The following is a 22,551-nucleotide window of genomic DNA, read 5'->3' as shown; positions in this document are numbered from 1 at the left end:
GCCTTGACCATGTCTCTTTTGCCCCGTTTCCGTGGCCGTCAGCTGGTGATTGCCCTGCCTTATGCCTGGCTGCTGCTGTTTTTTCTGATCCCGTTCTTGATCGTGCTCAAGATCAGCTTGTCGGAGTCGGTGCTGGCGATCCCTCCCTACAGCCAGATGCTCAGCTTTGCCGACAACCAGCTGCAGCTGCTGCTGAATTTCAACAACTACCTGTTTTTACTGAGTGACAGCCTCTATATCCAGTCCTATCTGCAGTCCCTGCAGGTGGCCAGCGTATCGACCCTGCTCTGTTTGCTGATCGGCTATCCGCTGGCCTGGGCGATAGTGCATTCCCGGCCCTCGACCCGCAACATGCTGTTGATGCTGGTGATATTGCCGTCCTGGACCTCGTTCCTGATCCGGGTCTATGCCTGGATGGGCATCCTGGGTAATAACGGTTTCCTCAACAATGTGCTGCTGGCCTTGGGGATGATCGACAGTCCCCTGCAGATCCTCAATACCAATACCGCGGTCTATATCGGCATCGTCTATGCCTATCTGCCCTTTATGGTCTTGCCCCTGTATACCGCCCTGATGCGGCTGGATTATTCCCTGGTGGAAGCCGCCGCCGATCTGGGCGCCAGGCCCTGGAAGACCCTGCTGACGGTGATCATTCCCCTGACCCGCGGGGGCATGATTGCCGGCGCCATGCTGGTGTTTATTCCGGCCGTGGGGGAGTTCGTGATCCCGGAACTGCTGGGCGGCCCGGATACCCTGCTGATCGGTCGGGTGCTGTGGCAGGAATTCTTCAACAACAGAGACTGGCCGGTGGCGGCGGCGGTCGCCAGCATCATGCTGTTGTTGCTGATGGTGCCTATCATGTGGTTCCACCATAGTCAGCGCAAAGAGCTGGAGGGCCGGCCATGAACCAGATACCCGCCAGCCGTTCCTGGCTGCGTCGGCTGATCCTGCTGCTGGGCTTCGGTTTCCTGTACCTGCCCATGTTGCTGTTGATCATCTACTCCTTTAACAGCTCCCGGCTGGTGACCGTCTGGGCCGGCTGGTCGACCCGCTGGTACCGCGAGCTGTTTGAGGATCCGATGATCATCCAGGCGGTCCTGCTCAGCCTGACCATCGCCTTCTTCGCCGCTTCGACCGCCGTGGTGCTGGGCACCCTGGCCGGCTTTGTATTGACCCGGATGGGGCGTTTCAGGGGCGAGCACGGTTTTGCCTTTATGATCACGGCGCCCCTGGTAATGCCGGAGGTGATCACCGGCCTGTCCCTGCTGTTGCTGTTTGTGGCCATGGGCGACTGGCTGGGCTGGCCGTCCCAGCGGGGCAGCACCACCATCTGGATTGCCCATGTGACCTTCTGTTCGGCCTATGTGGCGGTGGTAGTCAGCTCCCGGCTGAGGGAGCTGGACAGCGCGGTGGAAGAGGCGGCCATGGATCTGGGGGCCCGGCCGCTGAAGGTCTTTCTGGTGATTACCCTGCCGATCATCGCCCCGGCCATCGTCGCCGGCTGGTTGCTGGCCTTTACCCTGTCGCTGGATGATCTGGTGATTGCCAGCTTCGTCTCCGGGCCCAATGCCAGCACCTTGCCGATGGTGGTCTTTTCCAGCGTGCGCCTGGGGGTGAGCCCCAAGATCAACGCCCTGGCGACCATCATTATTGTGGTGGTGTCCCTGGTGACCCTGGTCGGCTGGTGGTTGATGGTACGGGCGGAACAACGCCGTCTGCAGGAGGCGGCGTTGGCCCGAGATGATTAGGCAAGGGGTCAGCGTTGCCAGTCATGACGCCTGCCCGATCTAAAGTGAGCATCGGTAGGGCTCAGGGTTTGCGGCATCCCTCGGCGCTCAGGGTTGCCGCACGATCCGTATATAGGGTTTGGGGGCTTTCCAACCTTCCGGAAATTTCTTCTTGGCCTCTTCGTCAGACACCGGAGCCCCCAAGGATGGGTTTACGGCATGTCTGCGTTCGAGCCTGATTTCTGAAGCACAATTAGGAACAGTTATTTAGTGGTACCAGAATCAGCAGCTTACGGACTTGCTTTTGCCTGGGGACTATACTGAAAGTGCGTGCTGCGGCAGCGAGGCGGCTAGATGGCTCCCAAATCCCACCGGGTGTTACCCACCAAATACTGGCACAAACTGGATGATGGCCGAATCCAGTGCGACCTCTGTCCTCGTGCCTGTCAACTGCGTGAAGGCCAGCGCGGCCTGTGCTTTGTACGCGGGCGTGAGGATAACCAGATAATGCTTTATACCTGGGGCCGCTCTAGTGGTTTCTGTATCGATCCGATAGAGAAGAAACCGCTCAATCACTTTCTGCCAGGGCACCCGATTCTTTCCTTTGGTACCGCCGGTTGTAACCTGGCTTGCAAATTCTGCCAGAACTGGGGCATGAGCAAATCCAGGGAGATGGACACCCTCGCCGATCGGGCACTGCCCGAAGAGCTGGCGGCCACCGCCAAGCGCCTGGGCTGTATTGGCATTGCTTACACCTATAATGATCCGGTGGTTTTCATGGAATATGCCATGGATGTAGCCGATGCCTGCCATGCACAGGGGTTGAAGAGTATTGCCGTCACCGCCGGTTACATCAGCCCGGGGCCGCGAGCAGAGTTCTATCGCCATATGGACGCTGCCAATGTCGACCTTAAGGCCTTCACCGAGCGATTTTATAAAAAGATCTGTGGCGGAGAACTCGGCGTCGTACTGGAAACACTTGAATACCTGAAGCACGAAACCGAAGTCTGGTTCGAAATCACCAACCTGCTGATCCCCGGTGAAAATGACTCCAGTGCCGAGATGACGGCCATGACCCAGTGGGTAGTCGAGCATCTTGGCCCCGATGTACCGATGCACTTTTCTGCCTTTCACCCCGACTGGAAGATGCTGGACAAATCCCGTACGCCGCCTGAAACTCTTACCCGGGCACGGGACATCGCCCTCGCGAACGGCGTTCGTTATCCTTATACCGGCAATGTTTACGACACCCGTGGCGGAAGCACTTATTGCCATCACTGCGGTGCGATGCTGATTGAACGCTGCTGGTATAGGCTTGGCCATTGGGGACTCACCGACGATGGCCGCTGTCAACAATGTCATACTCTCCTGCCCGGGGTACTCAAGGGTCCCCCGGGCAGATGGGGAGCGCAACGGCAAATGGTACGCATGCGACCCACATCAACATAGATACATCAAACATAAAAACGTCGGGAGCGGGGGGATATGCAGCTAGGCTTATTGTTATGTGACCATATAGACAGCGACTTCAGCCGGGTCGGCGGCGATTATCCCGAGCTGTTTCGGGAGTGCATAGGGGCGGTGGCGCCCAAGGCGCAGTTACAGGTATATGATGTGCATCGGCAACAGTTTCCCGATGAAGATACCCGACTGGATGGCTGGATTATCAGTGGCGCCCGCTTCGATGCCTTCGGCCGGTATCCGTGGCTGGAGCGGCTGAAGACCTGTGTCCGGCGCTTGCTGGAGCAGGGACAGCGCATCGCCGGGGTCTGTTTCGGACACCAGCTGCTGGCGTTGATGCACGGCGGTGAGGTGGCCCGGGCCCCGGTGGGCTGGGGCATAGGCAACCATGATTATCGCTGGCGGCAGCAAGCGGCGGGACCCGGGCAGGCGGAGGGATTCAGGCTGCTGGTCAGCCACCAGGATCAGGTGCTGAGCCTGCCGGAGCGGGCCAGGGTATTGGCGGGTTCGGATTTTTGTCCCCATGCGGCCTTTACCCTGGATGATCAGGTGATCGGTGTGCAGGGGCATCCGGAGTTTACCCCGGCTTATTCCCGTTTTCTCATTGAGCAACGCAAGGATCGCTTCAGCGACGGCCTGTATCGACAGGCGCTGGACTCACTTAACCAGGGTCATGATGGCCAGGCGGTGATGCATCTGCTGTTGGACTTTTTAACCTCACCTTCTTCACCTCAATCAGGAGGCAGGCAAGATGGACATAGGGATCCCCAAGGAAATCAAAAACCATGAATACCGGGTAGGGATGACGCCCGGGGGCGTCAAAGAGCTAGTGCGGGACGGCCACCGCCTGCTGGTTGAAACCCATGCGGGGGCCGCCATTGGCCTGAGTGACGAGCAATACCGGGCTGCCGGGGCCGAGATCGTGGCCGATGCGGGAGAGGTATTCTCCCGAGCCGAACTTATCGTCAAGGTCAAGGAGCCCCAGGCCGAGGAATACCAGCGGCTGAAGCCGGATCAGGTGCTGTTTACCTATTTGCACCTGGCTCCGGATCTGCCCCAGACCCAGGGTCTGTTGGACTCGGGCTGCATCGCCATCGCCTATGAAACCGTGACCGATCGGAGCGGTGGTCTGCCGCTGCTGGCACCGATGAGTGAGGTGGCCGGGCGCATGGCGATACAGGCCGGGGCCCACTGCCTGGAAAAAGCCCGCGGCGGCAGGGGCGTGCTGCTGGGCGGGGTGCCCGGCGTGCCGCCGGCCCGTGTGCTGGTACTGGGTGGTGGCGTGGTGGGTATCAACGCCGCCCGGATGGCCCTGGGCCTGGGGGCGGATGTCACCCTGGTGGACAAGTCCCTGGCCCGGCTGAAAGAGCTGGACAGCCTCTACGGCCCGGCCTTGAAGACCCTGTATTCGACATCGGATGCGATTGAGGCAGAATTGCCCTGGGCGGATCTGGTGGTGGGAGCCGTGCTGATCCCCGGTGCCGCCGCGCCCAAGCTGATCACCCGTGCCATGCTGGCGCTGTTGCCCAAAGGGGCCGTGCTGGTGGATGTGGCCATCGACCAGGGCGGCTGCTTCGAAACCAGCAAGGCGACCACCCATCAAAACCCCACCTATATGGTGGACGACATAGTGCACTACTGTGTGGCCAATATGCCCGGTGGCGTGGCGCGTACCTCCACCTTCGCCCTCACCAATGCCACCTTGCCGTTTGTTCAGGCGTTGGCCAACAAGGGCTGGCGGCAGGCGCTGAAGGAGGATCCCCACCTGGCTGCCGGGCTCAATGTGCATAAGGGGCATATCGTCTATCAGGCGGTGGCCGAGGCGCATCAGTTGCCCTTCACCCCCCTGGACAAACTCCTGAAGGGCTGAGCCTGCCCGCTGCGCAGCTACCCCCAAACGGGTGGAACCGCCCCGCCATTCGCCATCCGGCTCCTCCCTGGCTTATGCTTCCAGGGTGCGGGGAGGAGCCTTATGAAACATCATCCATTGTTACTGCCCACCATGGTCGGCCTGGTGGTGCTGGCCGGTCCCGGAGCCGTCACTGCCGATCCCGTGCCGCCCTTGCAGTTGGCCGGGGTCTACGCGCAGCAAGGCGTGCCTGCACAGTACTGGAGCAGCGAAAAGCTTGATGGGGTGCGTGCCTACTGGGACGGCCATGCGCTGATCTCCCGTCAGGGGAACCGCTCAAACGCGCCCGATTGGTTTACCGCCGGCTTTCCCGGCCAGCCACTGGATGGTGAGCTGTGGATAGGACGGGGACGCTTCGATGAGCTGTCCGGTGCGGTGCGCCGTTACCGGCCCGACGAGCGGGAATGGCGGCGGATCCGCTTTATGGTGTTTGACCTGCCCGCCAGTGAGTCGCCGTTTGAGGGGCGACTGCTCACCCTGCAGGCACTGCTCAGTGACCGGTCTGCGCCCCATATTGCCCTGGTTGAACAACGCAAAGTCGCCGACGAAGAGGCGCTGATGGCCTGGTTGGCCGAGGTGGCGGCGGGGGGTGGGGAAGGGCTGATGCTGCGCCGGGGCGATGCCCTCTACCGGGCCCGGCGCACCGACGACTTGCTTAAGCTCAAACACCACTAGGATGCGGAAGCGGTGGTGGTCGGCCACCTGCCCGGTCGGGGAAAATATACCCATATGCTCGGCGCCTTGCTGGTGGAAACCCCCGACGGCCGGCGGTTCCGTATCGGCACCGGTTTTACCGACCGGCAGCGTCGTCACCCCCCCGGCATCGGCAGCATCATCAGCTATCGGTACCGGGGGGAAACCCGTAAGGGTTTTCCCCGCTTTGTCAGCTTCCTGCGGGTAAGAGACGAAGAGCCGGCACGGCAATAGCGACTTGGCCGGTGTCATTCTCATTCCTAACCGTTGCGGCCGGCGGCTTGGTCCCGCCCGAGTTGTATCAAACGGCTATAATCTTGAAACGACAACTATTTATCGTCTCGTCACCCTAACTTCAGCCAATGCCCCGAGCCGCTTTTGCAGTAAGCCGGCCGACCCATAGACCCACTATGCGTTGCGTCTGTCGTCTTGAGTGCGGCCAGTTGGGATGGCGATGATAGTATCGGGATACCCCCTAATTGTCACAAGAGGATAGGATATGTGCCTGATCGCCTTTTCCTGGGATCCCGGTGGGAAGATGCCGCTGTTATTGCTGGCCAACCGGGATGAGTTTTATGCCCGTCCCACGGCGGCGGCCGACTGGTGGCCGGGGCCGGCCGGTGTCTGGGCGGGACGGGATCTGCAGGCGGGCGGCACCTGGTTGGGGTTAACGAAAACGGGGCGCTTTGCCGCCCTGACCAACTTTCGCAACGGCGTACCCCAGCATCCCTTGGCGCCTTCCCGGGGTGCGCTGGTGGCGGATTTTCTCGATACTCATATCAGCCCGGAGCACTACAGTCGGCGACTGATGACCCGGGCCAATGAATACAACGGCTTTAACCTGGTGGTGGGCGATATCTACGGCGTAACCGGCCCTGCGTCTGTCTGGTATTGCGGCAACCAGATAGGGGCCGAGGCACGCAGCCTGCCGGCGGGGCTCTATGGTTTGTCCAATGCGGTGCTCGATACCCCCTGGCCCAAGCTGGAGCGGCTGAAGGCCCGCCTGGCCGGACTGGGGGGCGATCACCGGGGGCTGGTCGATGCCTGCATGCGGTTTTTGAGTGATCCCACCCAGGCGGATGAGGGCGAGTTGCCGATGACCGGCGTATCCCGCGAGTGGGAGCTGGACCTGTCTTCCATTTTTATCGTGCGCCCGGACTATGGCACCCGGGCCCAAACCGTGGTGCAGGCCTATGCCAACGGCACGCTGGAAGCGACCGAGCGCAGTTTTGACGACGCGGCCCAGGCCCGGGCCCTGCAGCCGGATGCGGTGCGGCGCATGCGCTGCAGCGTGCCGGCGGGTCCGCTCGCAGCCTCATGATTGCCCGCCTGTTGGCCGAGCTGGTGTTGGTGGTGCACCTGCTGTTTATCCTCTTCGCCCTGCTGGGAGGTTTGTTGCTGCTGTGGCGTAAATGGCTGTTGTTTATCCACCTGCCCTCGGCGGCATGGGCCATGCTGGTCGAGTGTCAGGGCCGTACCTGCCCGCTCACCCCGCTGGAAAACCGCTTGCGGCGGCTGGCCGGGGAAAGCGGCTATGAGGGGGGCTTTATCGACCATTATCTGATGGCCATCATCTATCCGCCCGGGTTGACGCCGGACATGCAACTGCTGCTGGGGCTGCTTGCCCTGGGCGTTAACCTGCTGATCTACGGCGGGGTTGGCTATCGATTGTCTCGGCGCACGAGGGGGGCCTGAGCTTGCCATTCCGGCGAGCGTGGCCACACTTGTGTTGACCGGTCGGCACACCGCCGGCCATGGGATATAACCGTTCGATGAAGCAACCCGCGAGGAGACCAAGATGCCAGTCAAACCCATACCCGAAGGCTATGCCAGTGTAACGCCCTATTTGAGCATTAAGGGCGCGGCCCAGGCCATCGCCTTCTACCAGCAGGCGTTCGATGCGGTGGAATTATTCCGCATGGCCGCTCCGGACGAAAAAATCGGCCATGCGGAACTCCAAATTGGAAATACCAGGATAATGCTGGCCGACAGTTGCGACCAGGAGGCCTTTCGCGATCCGCTGCAGCTGGGCGGCAGCAGCATCGGCCTGTACCTGTACGTGGCAGACGTGGATGCGCAGTTTGCCAAGGCGTTGGCGGCGGGAGCCAGGGAAATCCGTGAGCCGCAGGATCAGTTTTATGGTGATCGCACCGGCACCCTGGCAGATCCTTTCGGTCATATCTGGTTTCTCGCCAGCCATGTGGAAGACCTGTCTGAAGAAGACATCGCCCGGCGGGCCCAGGAGCTGTTCCAGCAAGCGGATATCTGACACTATTTCTGACGGCCGGCGCCAAGAGAGCGGCCGTATTTGGGTAAGGATGCTAACGGAAGGATCGCATAATGAAAGAGCTGTTTATCGCCAATAAAAACTACTCATCCTGGTCGCTGCGGCCCTGGTTACTGATGCGGATGCTGGATATCCCCTTCAACGAGCATCTGGAGCCCTTCGGCTCCGGCTCCAACTGGTCGACATTCCGGCGGTTTTCACCTACCGGCAAGGTGCCCTGCCTGGTGGATAACGGGGTAGTGGTATGGGATTCCATGGGCATTACCGAATATCTGGCCGAGCATGATCCCGGGGTCTGGCCCAGGTCGGCCCAGGCCCGGGCCTGGGCCCGCTGCGCCGCCGCCGAGATGCACTCCGGTTTCTTTGCGCTGCGCAACCAGTGTCCGATGAACTGTGGCCTGCAGGTTGAAATGAACGGGATCGATGCCGAACTGCGGCAAGATATCGAGCGTTTGAACGAGTTGTGGTCGGAGGGGCTGGCCCGTTTCGGCGGCCCCTGGCTGGCGGGTGAAGCATTCAGCGCCGTGGACGCATTTTTTGCGCCCGTGGCCTTCCGGGTGAGCAATTACGGACTCAAACTGGCGCCCGCAGCCGATGGCTATGTGCGGCAGCTGCTGGCACTTAAACCCATGCAGGACTGGTTGGACGCCGCCCTCCGCGAGCCCTGGCGTGAGCCGGGACATGAAGCCGAGGCGCACCAGGCGGGCAAGATACTGGCCGATCGGCGGCTGCCCGTCGGCTCATCAGCGGGCATGGCTTGAGGAGGCTCAATGGCACCGAGCAGGGCGCGGCGACAGCCAGGGCCCGCTTTGTCAAAGGTGCGGGACGGGCCGGCGAGAGGGAGTGGGGGCGGGATGAGCTGAGTCGTTACCTCCGCTGGAAAAACAGCAGCCATGGATGAGATGGCCGGCATGCTGGACGGCCATCAGACCCTGGCACGGCTGGGCATTGCGCTGCTGCTGGGAATGCTGATCGGCATCCAGCGGGGCTGGCAGGCCCGGAACAGCCAGGCCGGGATGCGTATCGCCGGCATTCGCACCCACGCCCTGGTGGGCCTCTTGGGTGGTTTGTCGGCCCTGCTCTCCCAACACTTCGGCGGCTGGATTTTTGCGGTGTCCCTGCTGGGGGTATTCGGTATCTGTCTGGTGGCCTATCGGGTCCGTAGCCAGCAGGTGGCCGATTACAGTGTGACCGGCGCCATCGGGCTTATCCTGACCTTCTGTTTTGGCGCCGTGGCGCTGGTGGATGATCCGGCCATCGCCACCGCCGCCGCGGTGATCACCGCCTTTATCCTGGATAACAAACAGGAGATCCACGGGCTGTTGCACAAGCTGCAGCAACATGAACTGGACGCCGGCCTGAAGCTGTTGCTGATCTCGGTGGTGATGCTGCCGCTGCTGCCGGACCTGAATATGGGGCCGGGGCAGGCCATCAATCCCTACCAGATCTGGTGGATGGTGGTGCTGATCGCCGCCATCTCTTTTGTCGGCTATTTTGCGGTGCGGGTCGGCGGCACCGAGAAGGGCATCCTCTTTACCAGCCTGTTTGCCGGCTTGAGCTCCTCCACCGCCCTGACCCTGCATTATGCCCGCTTGTCGCGGGCGAATCCCCGGCTCAGGCCCTTGCTGGCGGTGGGCATATTGCTGGCCTGCGGCACCATGTTCCCCCGTATCCTGGTCTATTGCGCCCTGATCAACCCGCGGTTGTTGTCATCCCTGTTGCTGCCGGTGCTGGTGATGACGGTGTTGCTCTATGTGCCGGCAGTGTTGATCTGGTTGCGCCACCGCAAGCCGGTGACCGTCGACCAGCCCCGGCTCAGGATGAAGCCGCTGGATCTCAAGCTAGCCATCAGCTTCGGCCTGTTGATCATGGTGATCATGGTACTCGGCGAATGGCTCAAAAACTGGCTGGGCAATGCCGGTATCCTGCTGCTGGCGATGGCCTCGGGCATTGCCGATGTGGATGCCATCACCCTGTCACTGACACGGATGTCGCTGACGGGTATCGACTTTGCCACCGCCGTGCTGGGCGTCGTACTGGCCGCCTCGGTCAATAATATCGTCAAGTCATTGCTGGCGTTTACCCTTGGCGGGCGGGTGCTGGGCATCAGGGTAGGGGCCCCCATGCTGCTTTCGCTGCTTGGTGGTGTGCTGGCCGCCTGGTGGTTTTAAACAGGATGGTCGCATGTCCAATGTTCAGGTGTTCTTATCTACCCTGCTGGCGATGATTGCCTTCGCCGGCAATTCGCTGCTCTGCCGGTTGGCTTTCCAGGGTACCGGGATAGATGCGGCCAGCTTTACCGGCATGCGCCTGCTGTCCGGCGCCCTGGTGCTCTGGCTGCTGGTGGCGCGCGGGGGCAGCTGGTGGCCGGCCTGGGCGCTGTTTCTGTACGCCGCCGCCTTTTCTTTTGCCTATCTGTCGTTGGATACGGGTACCGGGGCCCTGTTGTTGTTCGGTGCCGTGCAGGTGACCATGATAGGTGCGGGTCTGTGGCGGGGGGAACGATTAAACCGCTGGCAGAGCCTGGGGCTGGGGTGTGCCTTTGCCGGACTGGTGGGCTTGTTGCTGCCGGGGGTGTCGGCACCCCCCTTCGCAGGTGCCGTCATTATGTTAACTGGCGGGGTGGCCTGGGGCGTCTATTCATTGCGTGGACGGGGTGTCGCCGATGCGACCCGGACCACGGCCGGCAACTTTTTACGTGCCGTCCCCCTGGGACTTGGGCTGTTCTTCGCCTGCTTACCCTGGGTCAGGCTGGATGCTACGGGGCTCTGGTATGCTGTTTTGTCCGGGACCCTGACCTCTGGCCTGGGCTATGCGGTTTGGTATCGGGCGTTGGGCGGATTGAATGCCACCCAGGCGGCCACGGTGCAGCTGAGCGTGCCTATGCTGGCGGCCCTGGGGGGTATACTGTGGCTGAGCGAACCCCTGACCCTGCGTTTTTTGCTGGCCTCGGTGGCGGTGCTGGGTGGGGTGGCCCTGGTGATCCTCAGGCGTGGTTAATATCACATTTCTGCAATGATTGGGGCAGAAAGGGCAAGGGCGCCCGAAGGGGCGCCCAGGGTATTTAGGCGGGCAACAGGGTCTGGTGCAGATCCTGTACCACGCCGGCGGCGGCGTCATCGTTGACCAGGAAGCAGAGGTTATGGGGGCTGGCGCCGTAGCAGATCATACGGATATTGACGTTTTCCAGCGCCTGGAACACCCGGCTGCCGGTGCCGCTGACTTCGCTCATGCGGTTGCCGATCAAGGCCACCAGGGCCAGGCCATGTTCCACCTTCAGGTGGCAGTGTTTGCCGAGTTCCGCCTGCACTTCGTCGGTCAGCAGCTCGGCCCCCGCATCCAAGGTCAGGGACACGCTGACTTCCGAGGTGGTGATCAGGTCGACGGAAATCTTGTGTTTGGCCAGGATGCCGAACACCTCGGCCAGGAAGCCGTGGGCCTGGAACATATTCAGGCTGGTCAGGGTCAGCAGCACCTGGTTGCGGCGAAGGGCCAGGGCTCGGAACAGCGGGGCCTGGGGGGTGGCGTTGCGGATCCAGGTGCCGCCCGCTTCCGGTGCCTTGCTGGAGCCGACGAATACCGGGATCTGGCGGCGTACCGCCGGCTGCAGGGTGGCCGGATGCAGTACCTTGGCGCCAAAGGTCGCCATTTCCGAGGCTTCGCTGAAGCTGATTTCCGGAATGGCGCGGGCCTCGGTCACCAGCCGGGGATCCGTGGTGTAGATGCCGGGCACATCGGTCCAGATTTCCACGGCGGACGCCTCAAGCGCCTCACCCAGCAGGGCGGCGGAAAAGTCGCTGCCGCCGCGACCCAGGGTGGTGGTCCGGCCATCGCTGGCGGCGCCGATAAAGCCCTGGGTGACCACCAGTTGCTTTTCGCACAGGGGCTGCAATTCGGCGACGGCGGCCCGGGCCAGGGCGCCCAGATCGGGCGCGGCACGGCTGAATCTGTCGTCGGTATGCATGATCCGGCGCACATCGAACCAGACGGCGGGGGTGCCGCGCTGTCGCAGCAGCTCGACGAACAGGCGGGTGGACATCAGCTCGCCCTGGGCGACGATCTCGTCGTTCAGGGCCTTGCTGGGGCTGATCGCGGCGCTATCCGACAGCTCCTTGATATGGTGCAGGATTTCTTCGATATGACGGCTCAGCATTTCGGGGTTGCCGAGGCTGGTCAGAATACCCTGCTGGATGTCGTTCAGCTGTTGCAGCAGCTCGGCCCGGTGCGCCGGCTGATGTTCTCCCGAGGCCAGGGCGACCAGCAGGTTGGTCACCCCGGAACTTGCGCTTAACACCGCCAAACGGGTATGGGGGTTCTGTTCGAGGATGGCGGCGCAGCGGCTCATGGCCTGATGATCGGCGACGCTGGTCCCACCAAATTTGGCGACAATAAGTTGATTCAAGTGCAGCTCCTTGAAGTATGCATGCGAAAAATAAATAACAACGGGGGAACGACTGCAGATACGAGAAAGGTCACGTAGAAGCACTCCACCCATAGGTGACAACCCGAAGGATTCAGCCTCCGTGGCCGACGATAACAAACACCCCTTTGTTATCACCTCGGCGTTGTGTCCCCTGACCGGCGATCCTGGGAGTGGGAGCTCCTCCTGCCGGCTGCCTGAACAACGCGCCTCTTCTTTGCCCGATGACGGGCTCCCTATAACTACTGACTCACGGCTCGAGTGTCAATGGTTAACCGGGAAAAACTAACATTAAACCAGGTTTTTTATCATGATTTTCGAACGGCGCTGGTAGTTATACAGCTGTTGCTTGCCCATCGGCAGGGCCGACACGTCCACCGGCTCGAAGCCGCGTTCCCGGAACCAGTGGATGGAGCGGGTGGTGAGGATAAACAGGGCGTTCATGCCCCGCTTCTTGGCTTGTTCCTCCACCTTGTGCAAGAGCATGTCGCCCCGGCTGGAACGGCGGTAATCCGGGTGGATGGCGACACAGGCCATTTCCGCCATGCTTTCCTCCGGGAAGGGATAGAGGGCGGCGCAGCCGATGATGGCGCCGTCCTTTTCGATAATGGTGAACTGGTCGACTTCCATTTCCAGCTGCTCCCGGGAACGGCGCACCAGTATGCCCTCTTCCTCCAGCGGCCGGATCAGGTCCAGGATGCCGCCGATATCATCGATCCGGGCCTGACGGGCCTGTTCGGCACTCTGGCTGACGATCTGGGTGCCGAGCCCGTCCCGGGTAAACAGTTCCTGGATCAGGGCGCCGTCTTCCCGGTAGCTGACCAGATGGCTGCGGGGCACGCCACCGCGGCAACTGGCAATGGCTGCCCGCAGGTAGCGCGCGGTGCCCGACATCTCATCGCCTTCGTTCAGCAGTCGTTGCAAGGCCGCCTCCGCCTGCTCCGGGAACAGTTCGGGCATGGCCACGCCGGACTCATCCAGCACGCCACGCTGGGAGCAAAAGCCGATCAGCTTGTCGGCCTTGAGCTCGATGGCCAGCCGTTTGGCCAGCTCTTCCGAAGACAAATTAAAACTCTCGCCGGTCACCGAAAAACCGATGGGGGAGATCAGCACGGTGCCGCCATGGGACAGCTGGTGATGGATGGTGTCGGTATGGATACGACGGACCCGGCCGGAATGCAGGTAATCCACACCGTCATCGACACCCAGGGGTTGGGCGATAACGAAGTTGCCGGTGACTACGTTGATGCGGGCATTCTGCATCGGGGTATTGACCAGCCCCATCGACAGGCGGGCCATGATATCCATCTGCAGGCCGCCGCAGACATCCTTGATGATGCGGAAGCTGGTTTCATCTGTTACCCGCGTCTGTTTATGAAACACCCCTTCCAGGCCGGCCTCGGCCAGGCCGTTGTCAATCTGCGGACGGGCGCCGAACACGATAACCAGGCGGATCCCCAGGCTGGTGAGCAGGGCGATATCGCTGATGATATTGGGAAAATTTTCCTGGGCGATGGCTTCGCCACCCAACATGACCACAAAGGTTGAGCCCCGATGCAGATTGACATAGGGACTGGATTGACGAAATGCCTTGACCAAAGCAGCATCGTTGTCGCGCACGGCTTTTCCTTTACTGGAGACTGGATAGGCCCTAATGATCGTGAAAAATCATGCAAAAAACAACATTAAATATTTGGTTTTTGCCGAGGTGGCGGTAGCCGTTTGTTAGCGCTGTGGCCATGAATGACGCAGTTTGGTGGCTGTTTGTGGAAAGCTTCCTACATTCGAGTCTGTAATTTTATATTCACTTTTAACTCGGATTCGGGTCCGCCGCTGACCAGCGCTCGACGGGGGGAACTGCAAAAATGGGATGGGCGCCCAAGAAACGAAAATTTATTTTTTTCGCTTTATGTTACTATTTTTTTGTCGGGGCATGGGCGGGATCCCGGACCACAAATAACTATAGCTAAAACAACAAAAGTGAGAAAAAAACAATGCAAAGGAAACTGTGCTTGGCGGTGTTAGGGGGGCTTGCGGCGCTGGCGAGCGGGCCCGTGCTGGCGGTGGAGGAACGGCTGGATCTGACCGGCTCAACGGTGGGTATGTTCGCGGTCTTTATCTTCGTACTGGCGTATATCCTGGTGATGAGCGAAGAATATCTGCATCTGCGCAAGTCCAAGCCGGTGCTGGTGGCGGCCGGCATCATCTGGGCCGCCATCGGCTGGACCTACATCAACCATGATATTCCGGGGCTGACGGAGCAGGCGTTCCGCCACAACCTGCTGGAATACGCCGAGCTGTTGTTGTTTCTGCTGGTGGCCATGACCTATATCAACGCCATGGAGGAGCGGCGGCTGTTTGATGCCCTGCGGGCCTGGATGATACGTAAAGGTTTCAGCTACAAGAGCCTGTTCTGGTTGACCGGCCTGCTGGCTTTCTTTATTTCTCCGATTGCCGACAACCTGACCACGGCGCTGCTGATGTGTGCCGTGGTGGTAAAGGTGGCCGAAGGCGACAAGCGTTTTATCAACCTCTGCTGTATTAATATCGTGATCGCCGCCAACGCCGGCGGCGCCTTCAGCCCGTTCGGCGATATCACCACCCTGATGGTCTGGCAGGCGGGTATCGTCAAGTTCAACGAGTTCTTTATCCTGCTGATCCCGGCCCTGGTGAATTACCTGGTACCGGCCATCGTCATGAGCCTGTATGTGGAAAATCGTCAGCCCGCCGCCATGTATGAGGACATCGAGCTCAAACGGGGTGCCATCCGCATCGTGCTGTTGTTCCTGTTGACCATCGCCTCCGCCGTCGCCTGCCACAGCCTGCTGCATCTGCCGCCGGTGCTGGGCATGATGACCGGCCTGGGCTATCTGCAGTTCTTTGGTTACTACCTGCGCCAGACCCTGCCCAGCTCCCTGTCGCGCAAGCGTGTCCTGGCTCAGAAGCGGGGAGATGATGAAGCCTTGCGGCGCCTGGGCAGCGTGGTGCCCTTCGATGTCTTCAGCCGGATTGCCCGGGCCGAGTGGGATACCCTGCTGTTCTTCTATGGGGTGGTGATGTGCGTCGGCGGCCTGGGGTTCATGGGCTATCTGGCGTTGGTCTCCGATCTGCTCTACACGGGCTGGAACGCCACCTATGCCAACATAGCGCTGGGTTTGTTGTCGGCGGTGGTAGATAACATCCCGGTGATGTTTGCGGTGCTGTCTATGGAGCCGGATATGTCCCATGGTAACTGGTTGCTGATCACCCTGACCGCCGGCGTAGGCGGCAGCCTGCTGTCTATCGGTTCGGCCGCCGGGGTGGCGCTGATGGGGCAGGCACGGGGTATGTATACTTTCTTCGGCCACCTGAAATGGACCCCGGTGATATTGCTGGGCTATATCGCCAGTATCCTGGCCCATATCTGGCTGAACGCCGCCAGCTTTCAGATTTACGGTTAAGGGTGCAAGGGGGCTCATGCCCCCACTGTTTATGTTGCTTTCATTCCCATGCTCAGCGTGGGAATGTTAGAAGGCTCACAGCCTGTTTCTTGGTCACAAGTCTGCCGGCTTACTTGGGGCGAACAAAGAGGCTGCAGGGTTGTCTCCTCCGACACGCTTCAAGCACATCCTTGTAAGCTCGCACATGCCATCTGACCGCCATGGATGGCGCCGTCGAGCCCCCAGGGATGGGTTTACGGCGTGTCGGGGAGTAGTGCCTTTTGTCTGATTACCTGTTCTCAAAAGAATCAACAGAAACTTGTGACTAATAGACAGACACACAGCTTAACGCTTTACCACCAGAGGGTGGTGATGCCGAGCATCACAAACAGGCCGGCGCTGAGGCCGTGTATCCACCTGAGCGGGATACGCTCGGCGCCTTTCTTGCCGAGGATCACCACGGGCACATTGGCCAGCAGCATGCCCAGGGTGGTGCCGATAATCACCCACCAGTAACCATCAACGAAGCGGGCGGCCAGCAGGACGGTTGCCAGCTGGGTCTTGTCGCCCATCTCGGCCAGGAAGAACAGCACGAAGGTGGTGAGCAAGGGGCTGAAATGGCGGAAGCTGCCCGATTCTTCGTCCAGTTTATCGGGGATCAGCATCCAGGCCGCCATGATAAAGAAGGAGGCCGACAGCAGGTAGCGCAGCCAGTCGGGGTCCAGCCATTGCTGGATCCAGACACCGACCCAGCCGGCCAGGGCATGGTTGAGCAGGGTGGCCAGCAGTATGCCGGTGATAATGGGGGCAGGGCGGCGGAAACGACAGCTAAGCAGCAATGCCAGCAACTGGGTCTTGTCGCCGATTTCGGCGATGGCCACGGCCAGGGTAGAGGTGGATAAGGCTTCCAAAACGATACCAAAGGGGACGGGGTTATATTCAACCATTGAGCAGGCCATGCCGCCCGTCCCCGGTATCGGCATCAGCCTGTCAAAGGTCTCGTCAAACCACTGGTATCTCGTAGCAGAAAATACCCGGGTCACAGCCACCATGGTGATTTGGCACCAATTATGTTGATGACTGTCTCGGCTGAGAGACTACTCCCCCTTGTGCAGGAGGAGGCATTCTAGCGGGGGAGAAAAGAAAATCAAGTGGTGGCGTCAGCCATCATATTTGTCGGTTAAGCGTAAAACGGGATTAATTCGCTTTCCGCCGACACGCCGTAAACCCATCCCTGGGGGCTCTGCTGCGCCGTCCATGGCGCAGAAGGTCTGTTTGAAAGCCAACCAATCCCGTTAACCGACCGGCATTACGGCGTCAGCCGCCGACCTTCTTTACCTTGAAGCCGGCTTTTTCCAGCAGGTCTTTCACCTGCTCCAGCCGGTCGCCCTGAATTTCCAGCACGGCCTGCTTGACGGCACCGCCGGTGCCCAGCTGCTTTTTCAGCAGGCTGGCGGTGTCCTTGAGCCGGTCGGCGGGCAGGCCATAGACGCACACCACGCCGGTGCCTTTGCGGCCCTTGGTTTCCCGCCGTATGCGCACCAGACCGTCATCGGGGTAGGGGCCCGAGTGAGCTGTTTGGGACGAGGCCCCCTGCTTGGACTGCCAGTCGGGGTCCGTGCTGTACACCAGTTTCGTCATCAGCGGCTCTCTATGATCAATTGTAATAACTCGCCTTCCAGCAAGGCACGCTTGACCAGGGCCAGACCGCCTATGGTCTGTTCATCCTGGAAGCGGGCTTTAACGATGGGCAGGTCCCGATGGAAGCTGGGCAGGGACTGGTGTGCTATGGCCTTGCCTATCAAGGGGAACAGCAGGCTGTCGGCGGCACAGAGTTCGCCGGCGATCAGGATCTTCTGCGGGTTGAACAGGTTCACCATGATGGCCAGCGCCTGGCCCAGATACTCGGCGGCCCGCCCCAACACATCTCTGGCGAGGCGGTCGCCGTCAAGCGCGGCCTGGCACAGGCTGGCCATGGTCAGCGGTTGGCGCTTCAGCAGGCTGTCGAAGCCCTGTTCCAGCATGCGGCCGGCTTGCTTGAGCAGGGCGGCATCGGCCACCATGGTTTCCAGGCAACCGAAATTGCCGCAATGGCAGCGGTCGCCCAGGGCATCGACGCGGATATGGCCTATCTCCGCCACATCCCGGCCCAGGCTGCGGAAAATGCGGCCTTCGGTAATGATGCCGGCACCGACCCCGTGGCGCACGCTGACCAGTACCGAGTCCAGGCAATCCCGGGAGGCGCCGAAATAATGCTCGGCTAGGGCCTGGGTTCGGATATCGTTGCCGATAAACACCGGCAGCCCCAGGGCCTCCTTGAGCAGCCGGGCCAGGGGCACATCGACCAGGGGGAAACTGGGATGATAGACCACCTGGCCATGCACGGCGTCGGTCAGGCCCGGCATGGTGAGGGCGATGGCGACCAGGGTCAGGGCCTGGTGTTGCCGCTGCTCGGCGATAAAATCGCCGATGTGCGCAATCAGGGCATCGAGCAGGGCAGCCTGGGGTTGCTGGGGAAAGGCATGGATCTGCCGGGCCAGCACCTGGCCGTCCAGGCTGTACAGGCACAGCTGAAGCTCTTCCCGGCCCAGCTTCACCGACACCAGATGAAAGGCATGGGTCACCGTGGTCAGGGAAATGGCGCGGCGGCCGCCGGTGGAGGCCTGATGGGCCATTTCCCGGATCAGGCCGCATTCGATCAGGGTACGGGTGATCTTGGTGACGCTGGCGGCCGCCAGGTGGCTGAGCTCGGCGATCTTCACCCGGGAGATGGGGCCCTGGCTGTCGATCAGCCGATAGACGGCCGCACAGTTGACTTGCTTGATAAGGTCGACGTTGGCAATTTGTCCGCGGGTCATTATGGTTGCGCTTTGTAGGTTCCGTTTACTAGGGTGGCCTTGACCTTATAGTCCCGGTCGAACGCCACCAGATTGGCCACCTTGCCCACTGCGATGGTACCGAGTCGGTGCTCGACACCCAGGGCCCGGGCAGGATAGAGGCTGGCCATACGCAGCGCCTCATCCAGGGAAAGGCCGACATCCACCACCAGGTTTCTGACGCCCGTCATCATGGTCAGCGCTGAGCCGCCGAGTGTACCATGCTGATCGATGCATTGCCCGTCCCTCAGGTAGACGGTGGCGCCGCAGAAGTCGAACTGGCTGAAGCCGGGCTCGGCACCGGCGGCGGCGGTGGCGTCGGTGACGAGGCACAGCCGCTCGCCCAGTACTTTGTGGGCCAGGCGTACGTTGGCGGAATGCACATGGAAACCGTCGACCACTATGCCCGCATAGACATGGGGATGATCGTAGACGGCGCCGACGGCGCCCGGCTCCCGGCCGTTGAGGGTCGGGGTCATGGCGTTATACAGATGAGTGGCGAAGCCGATGCCTGCATCGAAGCCGGCCATGGCCTGCTCATAGCTGGCGGCGGTATGGCCCATGGACACCAGGATGCCGGCCGCCCGCAGCCGAGCGATATGTTCGGGCCGGTTGCATTCCGGTGCCAGGGTAATTTTTTTCACCACATCGGCATTGGCACAGAGAAACGCCAGCATGGGCTCGTCGAGGGCACGGATCTGTTGTTCCGGGTGGATGCCCTTGCGTTGGATATTGGTGTAGGGACCTTCAAGGTGCAGCCCCAGCACCTGATGTCGATGGCGGCCCATATAGTCCCGGATCACGCTGACCGCCTGGTGCATATCCTGATCCGGCGAGGTGATCAGGGTTGGCAGGAAGCTGGTGGTACCGGATTTCAGGTTGGCCTGATGCATGGTGGCCAGGGTATCCAGGCTGATTGCATTATTAAACATCACGCCGCCGCAGCCGTTGAGCTGCAGATCGATGAAACCGGCACTGAGCAGGGCCCCTCCCAGGGAGCGGCGCGGCACCGTGGTGTCCAGCCGTTCCTGGGGCAGGACGGCGGCAATGGTTTCACCCTCGATGACCAGGGCATGTCGTGGCAGCCATCGGCTGCCGTCAAACAGGGTGCAATCGGTTAAGGCAAACATACAACCTCTTATAAATGTTTGATATTTTCCGCTTCCAGCTCTTCAAAGTAACGCACTGTCTTGACTTTCAGCTCCATGGTTGCGGCCTGATCACAGACCATCAGGCTGCGGGGGTGCAACTGCAGTGCCGATATGGTCCACATATGGTTGACGCCGCCTTCTACCGCCGCCTGCAAGGCCTGGGCCTTGTTATGGCCGGTGACCAGTATCAGCACTTCTTCCGCATCCAGCAGGGTGCCGACCCCCACCGTCAGCGCCATGCGTGGCACCTGATTCGGATCGTTATCGAAAAAACGGGAATTGGCGAGCCGGGTGTCTTCGGTCAGGGTTTTTATCCGGGTACGGGAGGATAAGGAAGAGGCGGGCTCATTGAAAGCAATATGACCATCGCTGCCCACGCCGCCCATAAACAGGTGAATTTTACCATACTGCTTGATCTTGCTTTCGTAGCGAGTGCACTCGGCGGCCAGATCGGCGGCATTGCCGTCCAGTAGATTGATGTTGGCTGGCTCGATATCGATATGCTCAAAAAAATGTTGATGCATAAAGCTGTGGTAGCTCTGGGGGTGCGTTTTGGCCAAACCCACGTATTCGTCCATATTGAAGGTAACCACATGGCGGAAGCTGATCTCACCGGCCTGATGCAGTTCGACCAGCCGCCGATAGGTGGCCAGCGGCGTGCCGCCGGTCGGCAGGCCCAGCACAAAGGGTCTGTCTTGGGTGGGGGCGAAGGCATTGATGCGGTCGGCGATATAGCGTGCCGACCAGAGGCTGACATCGGCGGCGGTGGGCTGGGGAATAAGACGCATGGTAGTCCTCGATACAGGAAATAAGGGAAATCATATTTTTCATGGTAAATTAAGTGCCGTGTCATTGTCATTAAAAATGATGGATTGAGGGATTTAAAGGCGATCGGTGTCACATATAATGACGACTTAATTTGTGATGAGAAATAAATGGGGTAGACTGGCTGCCAGCCATGAAGGCGACAACACACTTATGCACCTTTAGTGGATAACAATTTAAGGAGATCTACCGTGAACCTGCTGGGTTATTTACAGAAATTAGGCAAAGCCTTGATGCTGCCCATCGCCACACTGCCGGTGGCGGCCTTGTTGCTGCGTTTGGGACAGCCGGACTTGTTGGGCATTTCCTTTATCGCCGAGGCGGGTGGGGCCATCTTCAGTCAATTACCACTATTGTTTGGCCTGGGAATTGCCGTCGGCCTGTCCAAGGATGATGCGGGTGCGGCGGCCCTGGCCGGCGCCGTGGGCTACTTCGTGCTGACCGGGGCGGCGAAAACCATCAACAATGAGATAGATATGTCGTTTTTTGGCGGCATTATCGCCGGTATCATTGCCGGTCATTGCTATAACCGTTTCCATATGGTCAAGCTGCCGGATTATCTGGCGTTCTTCAGCGGTAAGCGGTTGGTGCCGATCATGACCGGTCTGGTGGCCCTGCTGGCGGCCTTTATCGCCGGCTTTGTCTGGCCCGTTATTCAGCATGGTATCGACAGCTTTGGCCTGGCGGTATCCACGTCGGGCGGCCTGGGCCAGTTCTTTTACGGCCTGCTGAACCGGGGTTTGATCCCCGTCGGCCTGCATCATGTGGTGAACTCCATCTTCTGGTTTGGGCTGGGAGAGTGTTTGCGGGTGACCTATGAGGTGGCCGGCAGCGTGCAGAATATCTGTCTGGATCCGGCCCTGGTGCGTACCCTGACGGTCGGCGGCGCCGTACCCGGTGTCGATGGGGGCAGCATTACCCAGATTGCGTCCGAGGTGACCCGGGGCGATCTGCACCGCTTCTTTGCCGGTGATCCGACTGCGGGGGTGTTTATGGCCGGTTTCTTCCCGGTGATGATGTTCGGCCTGCCTGCCGGTGCCCTGGCGATGATCCTGGCGGCCCCCAAAGACAAACGGGCCCAGGCCGCGGGTCTGCTGATCTCCGTTGCCGTGACCTCGTTTTTGACCGGTATTACCGAGCCCCTGGAGTTTACCTTTATGTTCCTGGCGCCGCTGCTGTACGGCATCCATGCGGTGTTGACCGGCCTGTCGCTGGTGGTGGTGAACCTGTTTGGCGTCCTGCATGGCTTTGGTTTCTCCGCCGGCCTGTTTGATATGGTGCTGAACTGGGGCCTGGCGACCCGTCCCTGGATCCTGGTAAGCATCGGTCTGGTGATGAGTGTGGTTTATTTCGTGGTCTTCTACTTTGCCATCGTACTGCTCAACCTGAAGACACCGGGGCGCGATAATGGCGTAGATGCTGCCGCCGACAAGAAAGCAGCGGAAACCGAAACCGACAAGTCTAATCTGGCCCTCCAGTATCTGGATGCCCTGGGCGGCAGCAGTAATCTCACCGATATCGATGCCTGCATCACCCGCCTGCGATTGACCCTGAAAGATCGTTCCCTGGCCGACGAAGCCAGGTTGAAAGCCTTGGGTGCCAAAGGGATAGTGAAGCTGGGAGACAACAACCTGCAGGTGATCCTGGGGCCCCTGGCCGAAATTATTGCCGCCGAGATGAAAGCCCTGCCGCCCAAAGCATAAGGCCGGCGGAAACAGTCAGGACCAAGGGGAGCCGGTGCCCGGCTCCCCGCTTATAATCCCCATCATCCAGTCACAGTCGC

General features: G+C 60.5%; 22 protein-coding genes and 1 riboswitch. Of the genes, 15 read left to right on the top strand and 7 right to left on the bottom strand.

The features are described 5' to 3' along the window. Positions 1-9: 9 nt before the first annotated feature. From potH to ABD806_RS04620, 13 genes are all read left to right on the top strand, one after another. Complete coding sequence (gene potH / locus ABD806_RS04680) at positions 10-906, top strand: putrescine ABC transporter permease PotH (protein WP_344955198.1); 897 nt, start codon at positions 10-12, stop codon at positions 904-906. After that, a complete protein-coding gene (locus ABD806_RS04675; protein ID WP_344955196.1) occupies positions 903-1,748 on the top strand; it encodes an ABC transporter permease subunit in 846 nt (281 codons plus the stop codon). The genes potH and ABD806_RS04675 overlap by 4 nt, the downstream gene beginning before the upstream one ends. Positions 1,749-2,081: 333 nt before the next feature. Continuing rightward, positions 2,082-3,176: an AmmeMemoRadiSam system radical SAM enzyme gene (gene amrS / locus ABD806_RS04670; RefSeq protein ID WP_344955194.1), complete on the top strand. Its 1,095-nt coding sequence runs from the start codon at positions 2,082-2,084 to the stop codon at positions 3,174-3,176. A 36-nt stretch (positions 3,177-3,212) separates the two neighbouring features. Further along, on the top strand, positions 3,213-3,977 hold the full coding sequence (locus ABD806_RS04665; protein ID WP_344955192.1) for a glutamine amidotransferase-related protein: 765 nt from the start codon (positions 3,213-3,215) through the stop codon (positions 3,975-3,977). Beyond that, positions 3,940-5,058: an alanine dehydrogenase gene (ald, locus tag ABD806_RS04660; protein WP_344955190.1), complete on the top strand. Its 1,119-nt coding sequence runs from the start codon at positions 3,940-3,942 to the stop codon at positions 5,056-5,058. Before ABD806_RS04665 ends, ald begins: the two co-directional genes overlap by 38 nt. 102 nt (positions 5,059-5,160) lie before the next feature. After that, the gene (locus ABD806_RS04655) at positions 5,161-5,772 is read left to right on the top strand and encodes a DNA ligase (protein ID WP_344955188.1); all 612 of its coding nucleotides are present in this window, start codon (positions 5,161-5,163) and stop codon (positions 5,770-5,772) included. Between the two features lie 12 nt (positions 5,773-5,784). After that, the gene (locus ABD806_RS04650; protein ID WP_344955186.1) at positions 5,785-6,024 is read left to right on the top strand and encodes a hypothetical protein; all 240 of its coding nucleotides are present in this window, start codon (positions 5,785-5,787) and stop codon (positions 6,022-6,024) included. Between the two features lie 265 nt (positions 6,025-6,289). After that, the gene (locus ABD806_RS04645) at positions 6,290-7,111 is read left to right on the top strand and encodes an NRDE family protein (protein WP_344955184.1); all 822 of its coding nucleotides are present in this window, start codon (positions 6,290-6,292) and stop codon (positions 7,109-7,111) included. Then, on the top strand, positions 7,108-7,485 hold the full coding sequence (locus ABD806_RS04640) for a DUF2784 domain-containing protein (RefSeq protein WP_344955182.1): 378 nt from the start codon (positions 7,108-7,110) through the stop codon (positions 7,483-7,485). The genes ABD806_RS04645 and ABD806_RS04640 overlap by 4 nt, the downstream gene beginning before the upstream one ends. A gap of 103 nt (positions 7,486-7,588) precedes the next feature. Then, the gene (locus ABD806_RS04635; RefSeq protein WP_344955180.1) at positions 7,589-8,059 is read left to right on the top strand and encodes a VOC family protein; all 471 of its coding nucleotides are present in this window, start codon (positions 7,589-7,591) and stop codon (positions 8,057-8,059) included. A gap of 71 nt (positions 8,060-8,130) precedes the next feature. After that, positions 8,131-8,838, top strand: coding sequence for a glutathione S-transferase family protein (locus ABD806_RS04630; RefSeq protein ID WP_344955178.1), 708 nt, complete (start codon positions 8,131-8,133; stop codon positions 8,836-8,838). Between the two features lie 132 nt (positions 8,839-8,970). Next, a complete protein-coding gene (locus ABD806_RS04625) occupies positions 8,971-10,248 on the top strand; it encodes an MgtC/SapB family protein (RefSeq protein ID WP_344955176.1) in 1,278 nt (425 codons plus the stop codon). A gap of 13 nt (positions 10,249-10,261) precedes the next feature. Continuing rightward, positions 10,262-11,077, top strand: coding sequence for a DMT family transporter (locus ABD806_RS04620; RefSeq protein WP_344955174.1), 816 nt, complete (start codon positions 10,262-10,264; stop codon positions 11,075-11,077). A 64-nt stretch (positions 11,078-11,141) separates the two neighbouring features. Here the strand turns inward: ABD806_RS04620 and lysC are convergent, their stop codons facing one another. Next, a complete protein-coding gene (gene lysC, locus ABD806_RS04615) occupies positions 11,142-12,479 on the bottom strand; it encodes a lysine-sensitive aspartokinase 3 (RefSeq protein WP_344955172.1) in 1,338 nt (445 codons plus the stop codon). Between the two features lie 70 nt (positions 12,480-12,549). Further along, a riboswitch (Lysine riboswitch) is annotated at positions 12,550-12,720 on the bottom strand. Positions 12,721-12,788: 68 nt separating this feature from the next. After that, on the bottom strand, positions 12,789-14,117 hold the full coding sequence (argA, locus tag ABD806_RS04610; RefSeq protein WP_344955170.1) for an amino-acid N-acetyltransferase: 1,329 nt from the start codon (positions 14,115-14,117) through the stop codon (positions 12,789-12,791). Between the two features lie 374 nt (positions 14,118-14,491). On the opposite strand from argA, the gene nhaD reads away from it, so the two are divergent. Continuing rightward, complete coding sequence (nhaD, locus tag ABD806_RS04605) at positions 14,492-15,937, top strand: sodium:proton antiporter NhaD (protein WP_344955168.1); 1,446 nt, start codon at positions 14,492-14,494, stop codon at positions 15,935-15,937. A gap of 332 nt (positions 15,938-16,269) precedes the next feature. Here the strand turns inward: nhaD and ABD806_RS04600 are convergent, their stop codons facing one another. The 5 genes from ABD806_RS04600 to nagB all read right to left on the bottom strand — a co-directional run bounded on the left by ABD806_RS04600 (position 16,270) and on the right by nagB (position 20,731). Then, positions 16,270-16,827: a TMEM165/GDT1 family protein gene (locus ABD806_RS04600; RefSeq protein ID WP_344956449.1), complete on the bottom strand. Its 558-nt coding sequence runs from the start codon at positions 16,825-16,827 to the stop codon at positions 16,270-16,272. A 406-nt stretch (positions 16,828-17,233) separates the two neighbouring features. Next, positions 17,234-17,557, bottom strand: coding sequence for a translation initiation factor (locus ABD806_RS04595; protein WP_344955166.1), 324 nt, complete (start codon positions 17,555-17,557; stop codon positions 17,234-17,236). Continuing rightward, on the bottom strand, positions 17,557-18,774 hold the full coding sequence (locus ABD806_RS04590) for an ROK family protein (protein ID WP_344955164.1): 1,218 nt from the start codon (positions 18,772-18,774) through the stop codon (positions 17,557-17,559). Before ABD806_RS04590 ends, ABD806_RS04595 begins: the two co-directional genes overlap by 1 nt. Next, positions 18,774-19,922 carry an N-acetylglucosamine-6-phosphate deacetylase gene (gene nagA / locus ABD806_RS04585; protein WP_344955162.1) on the bottom strand — a complete coding sequence of 383 codons (1,149 nt, stop codon included), beginning with the start codon at positions 19,920-19,922 and terminating at the stop codon, positions 18,774-18,776. Before nagA ends, ABD806_RS04590 begins: the two co-directional genes overlap by 1 nt. Positions 19,923-19,930: 8 nt before the next feature. Further along, positions 19,931-20,731 carry a glucosamine-6-phosphate deaminase gene (gene nagB / locus ABD806_RS04580; protein ID WP_344955160.1) on the bottom strand — a complete coding sequence of 267 codons (801 nt, stop codon included), beginning with the start codon at positions 20,729-20,731 and terminating at the stop codon, positions 19,931-19,933. A 228-nt stretch (positions 20,732-20,959) separates the two neighbouring features. Between nagB and nagE the strand changes: the two genes are divergently transcribed. Continuing rightward, entirely contained in the window at positions 20,960-22,471 is a 1,512-nt protein-coding gene (gene nagE / locus ABD806_RS04575) for an N-acetylglucosamine-specific PTS transporter subunit IIBC (protein ID WP_344955158.1), read from the top strand. Positions 22,472-22,551 lie beyond the last annotated feature (80 nt).

Source organism: Zobellella aerophila (genome assembly GCF_039539325.1).
GTDB classification, from domain to species: Bacteria; Pseudomonadota; Gammaproteobacteria; order Enterobacterales; family Aeromonadaceae; genus Oceanimonas; species Oceanimonas aerophila.
This window is presented reverse-complemented; position numbering and strand designations above follow the sequence as displayed.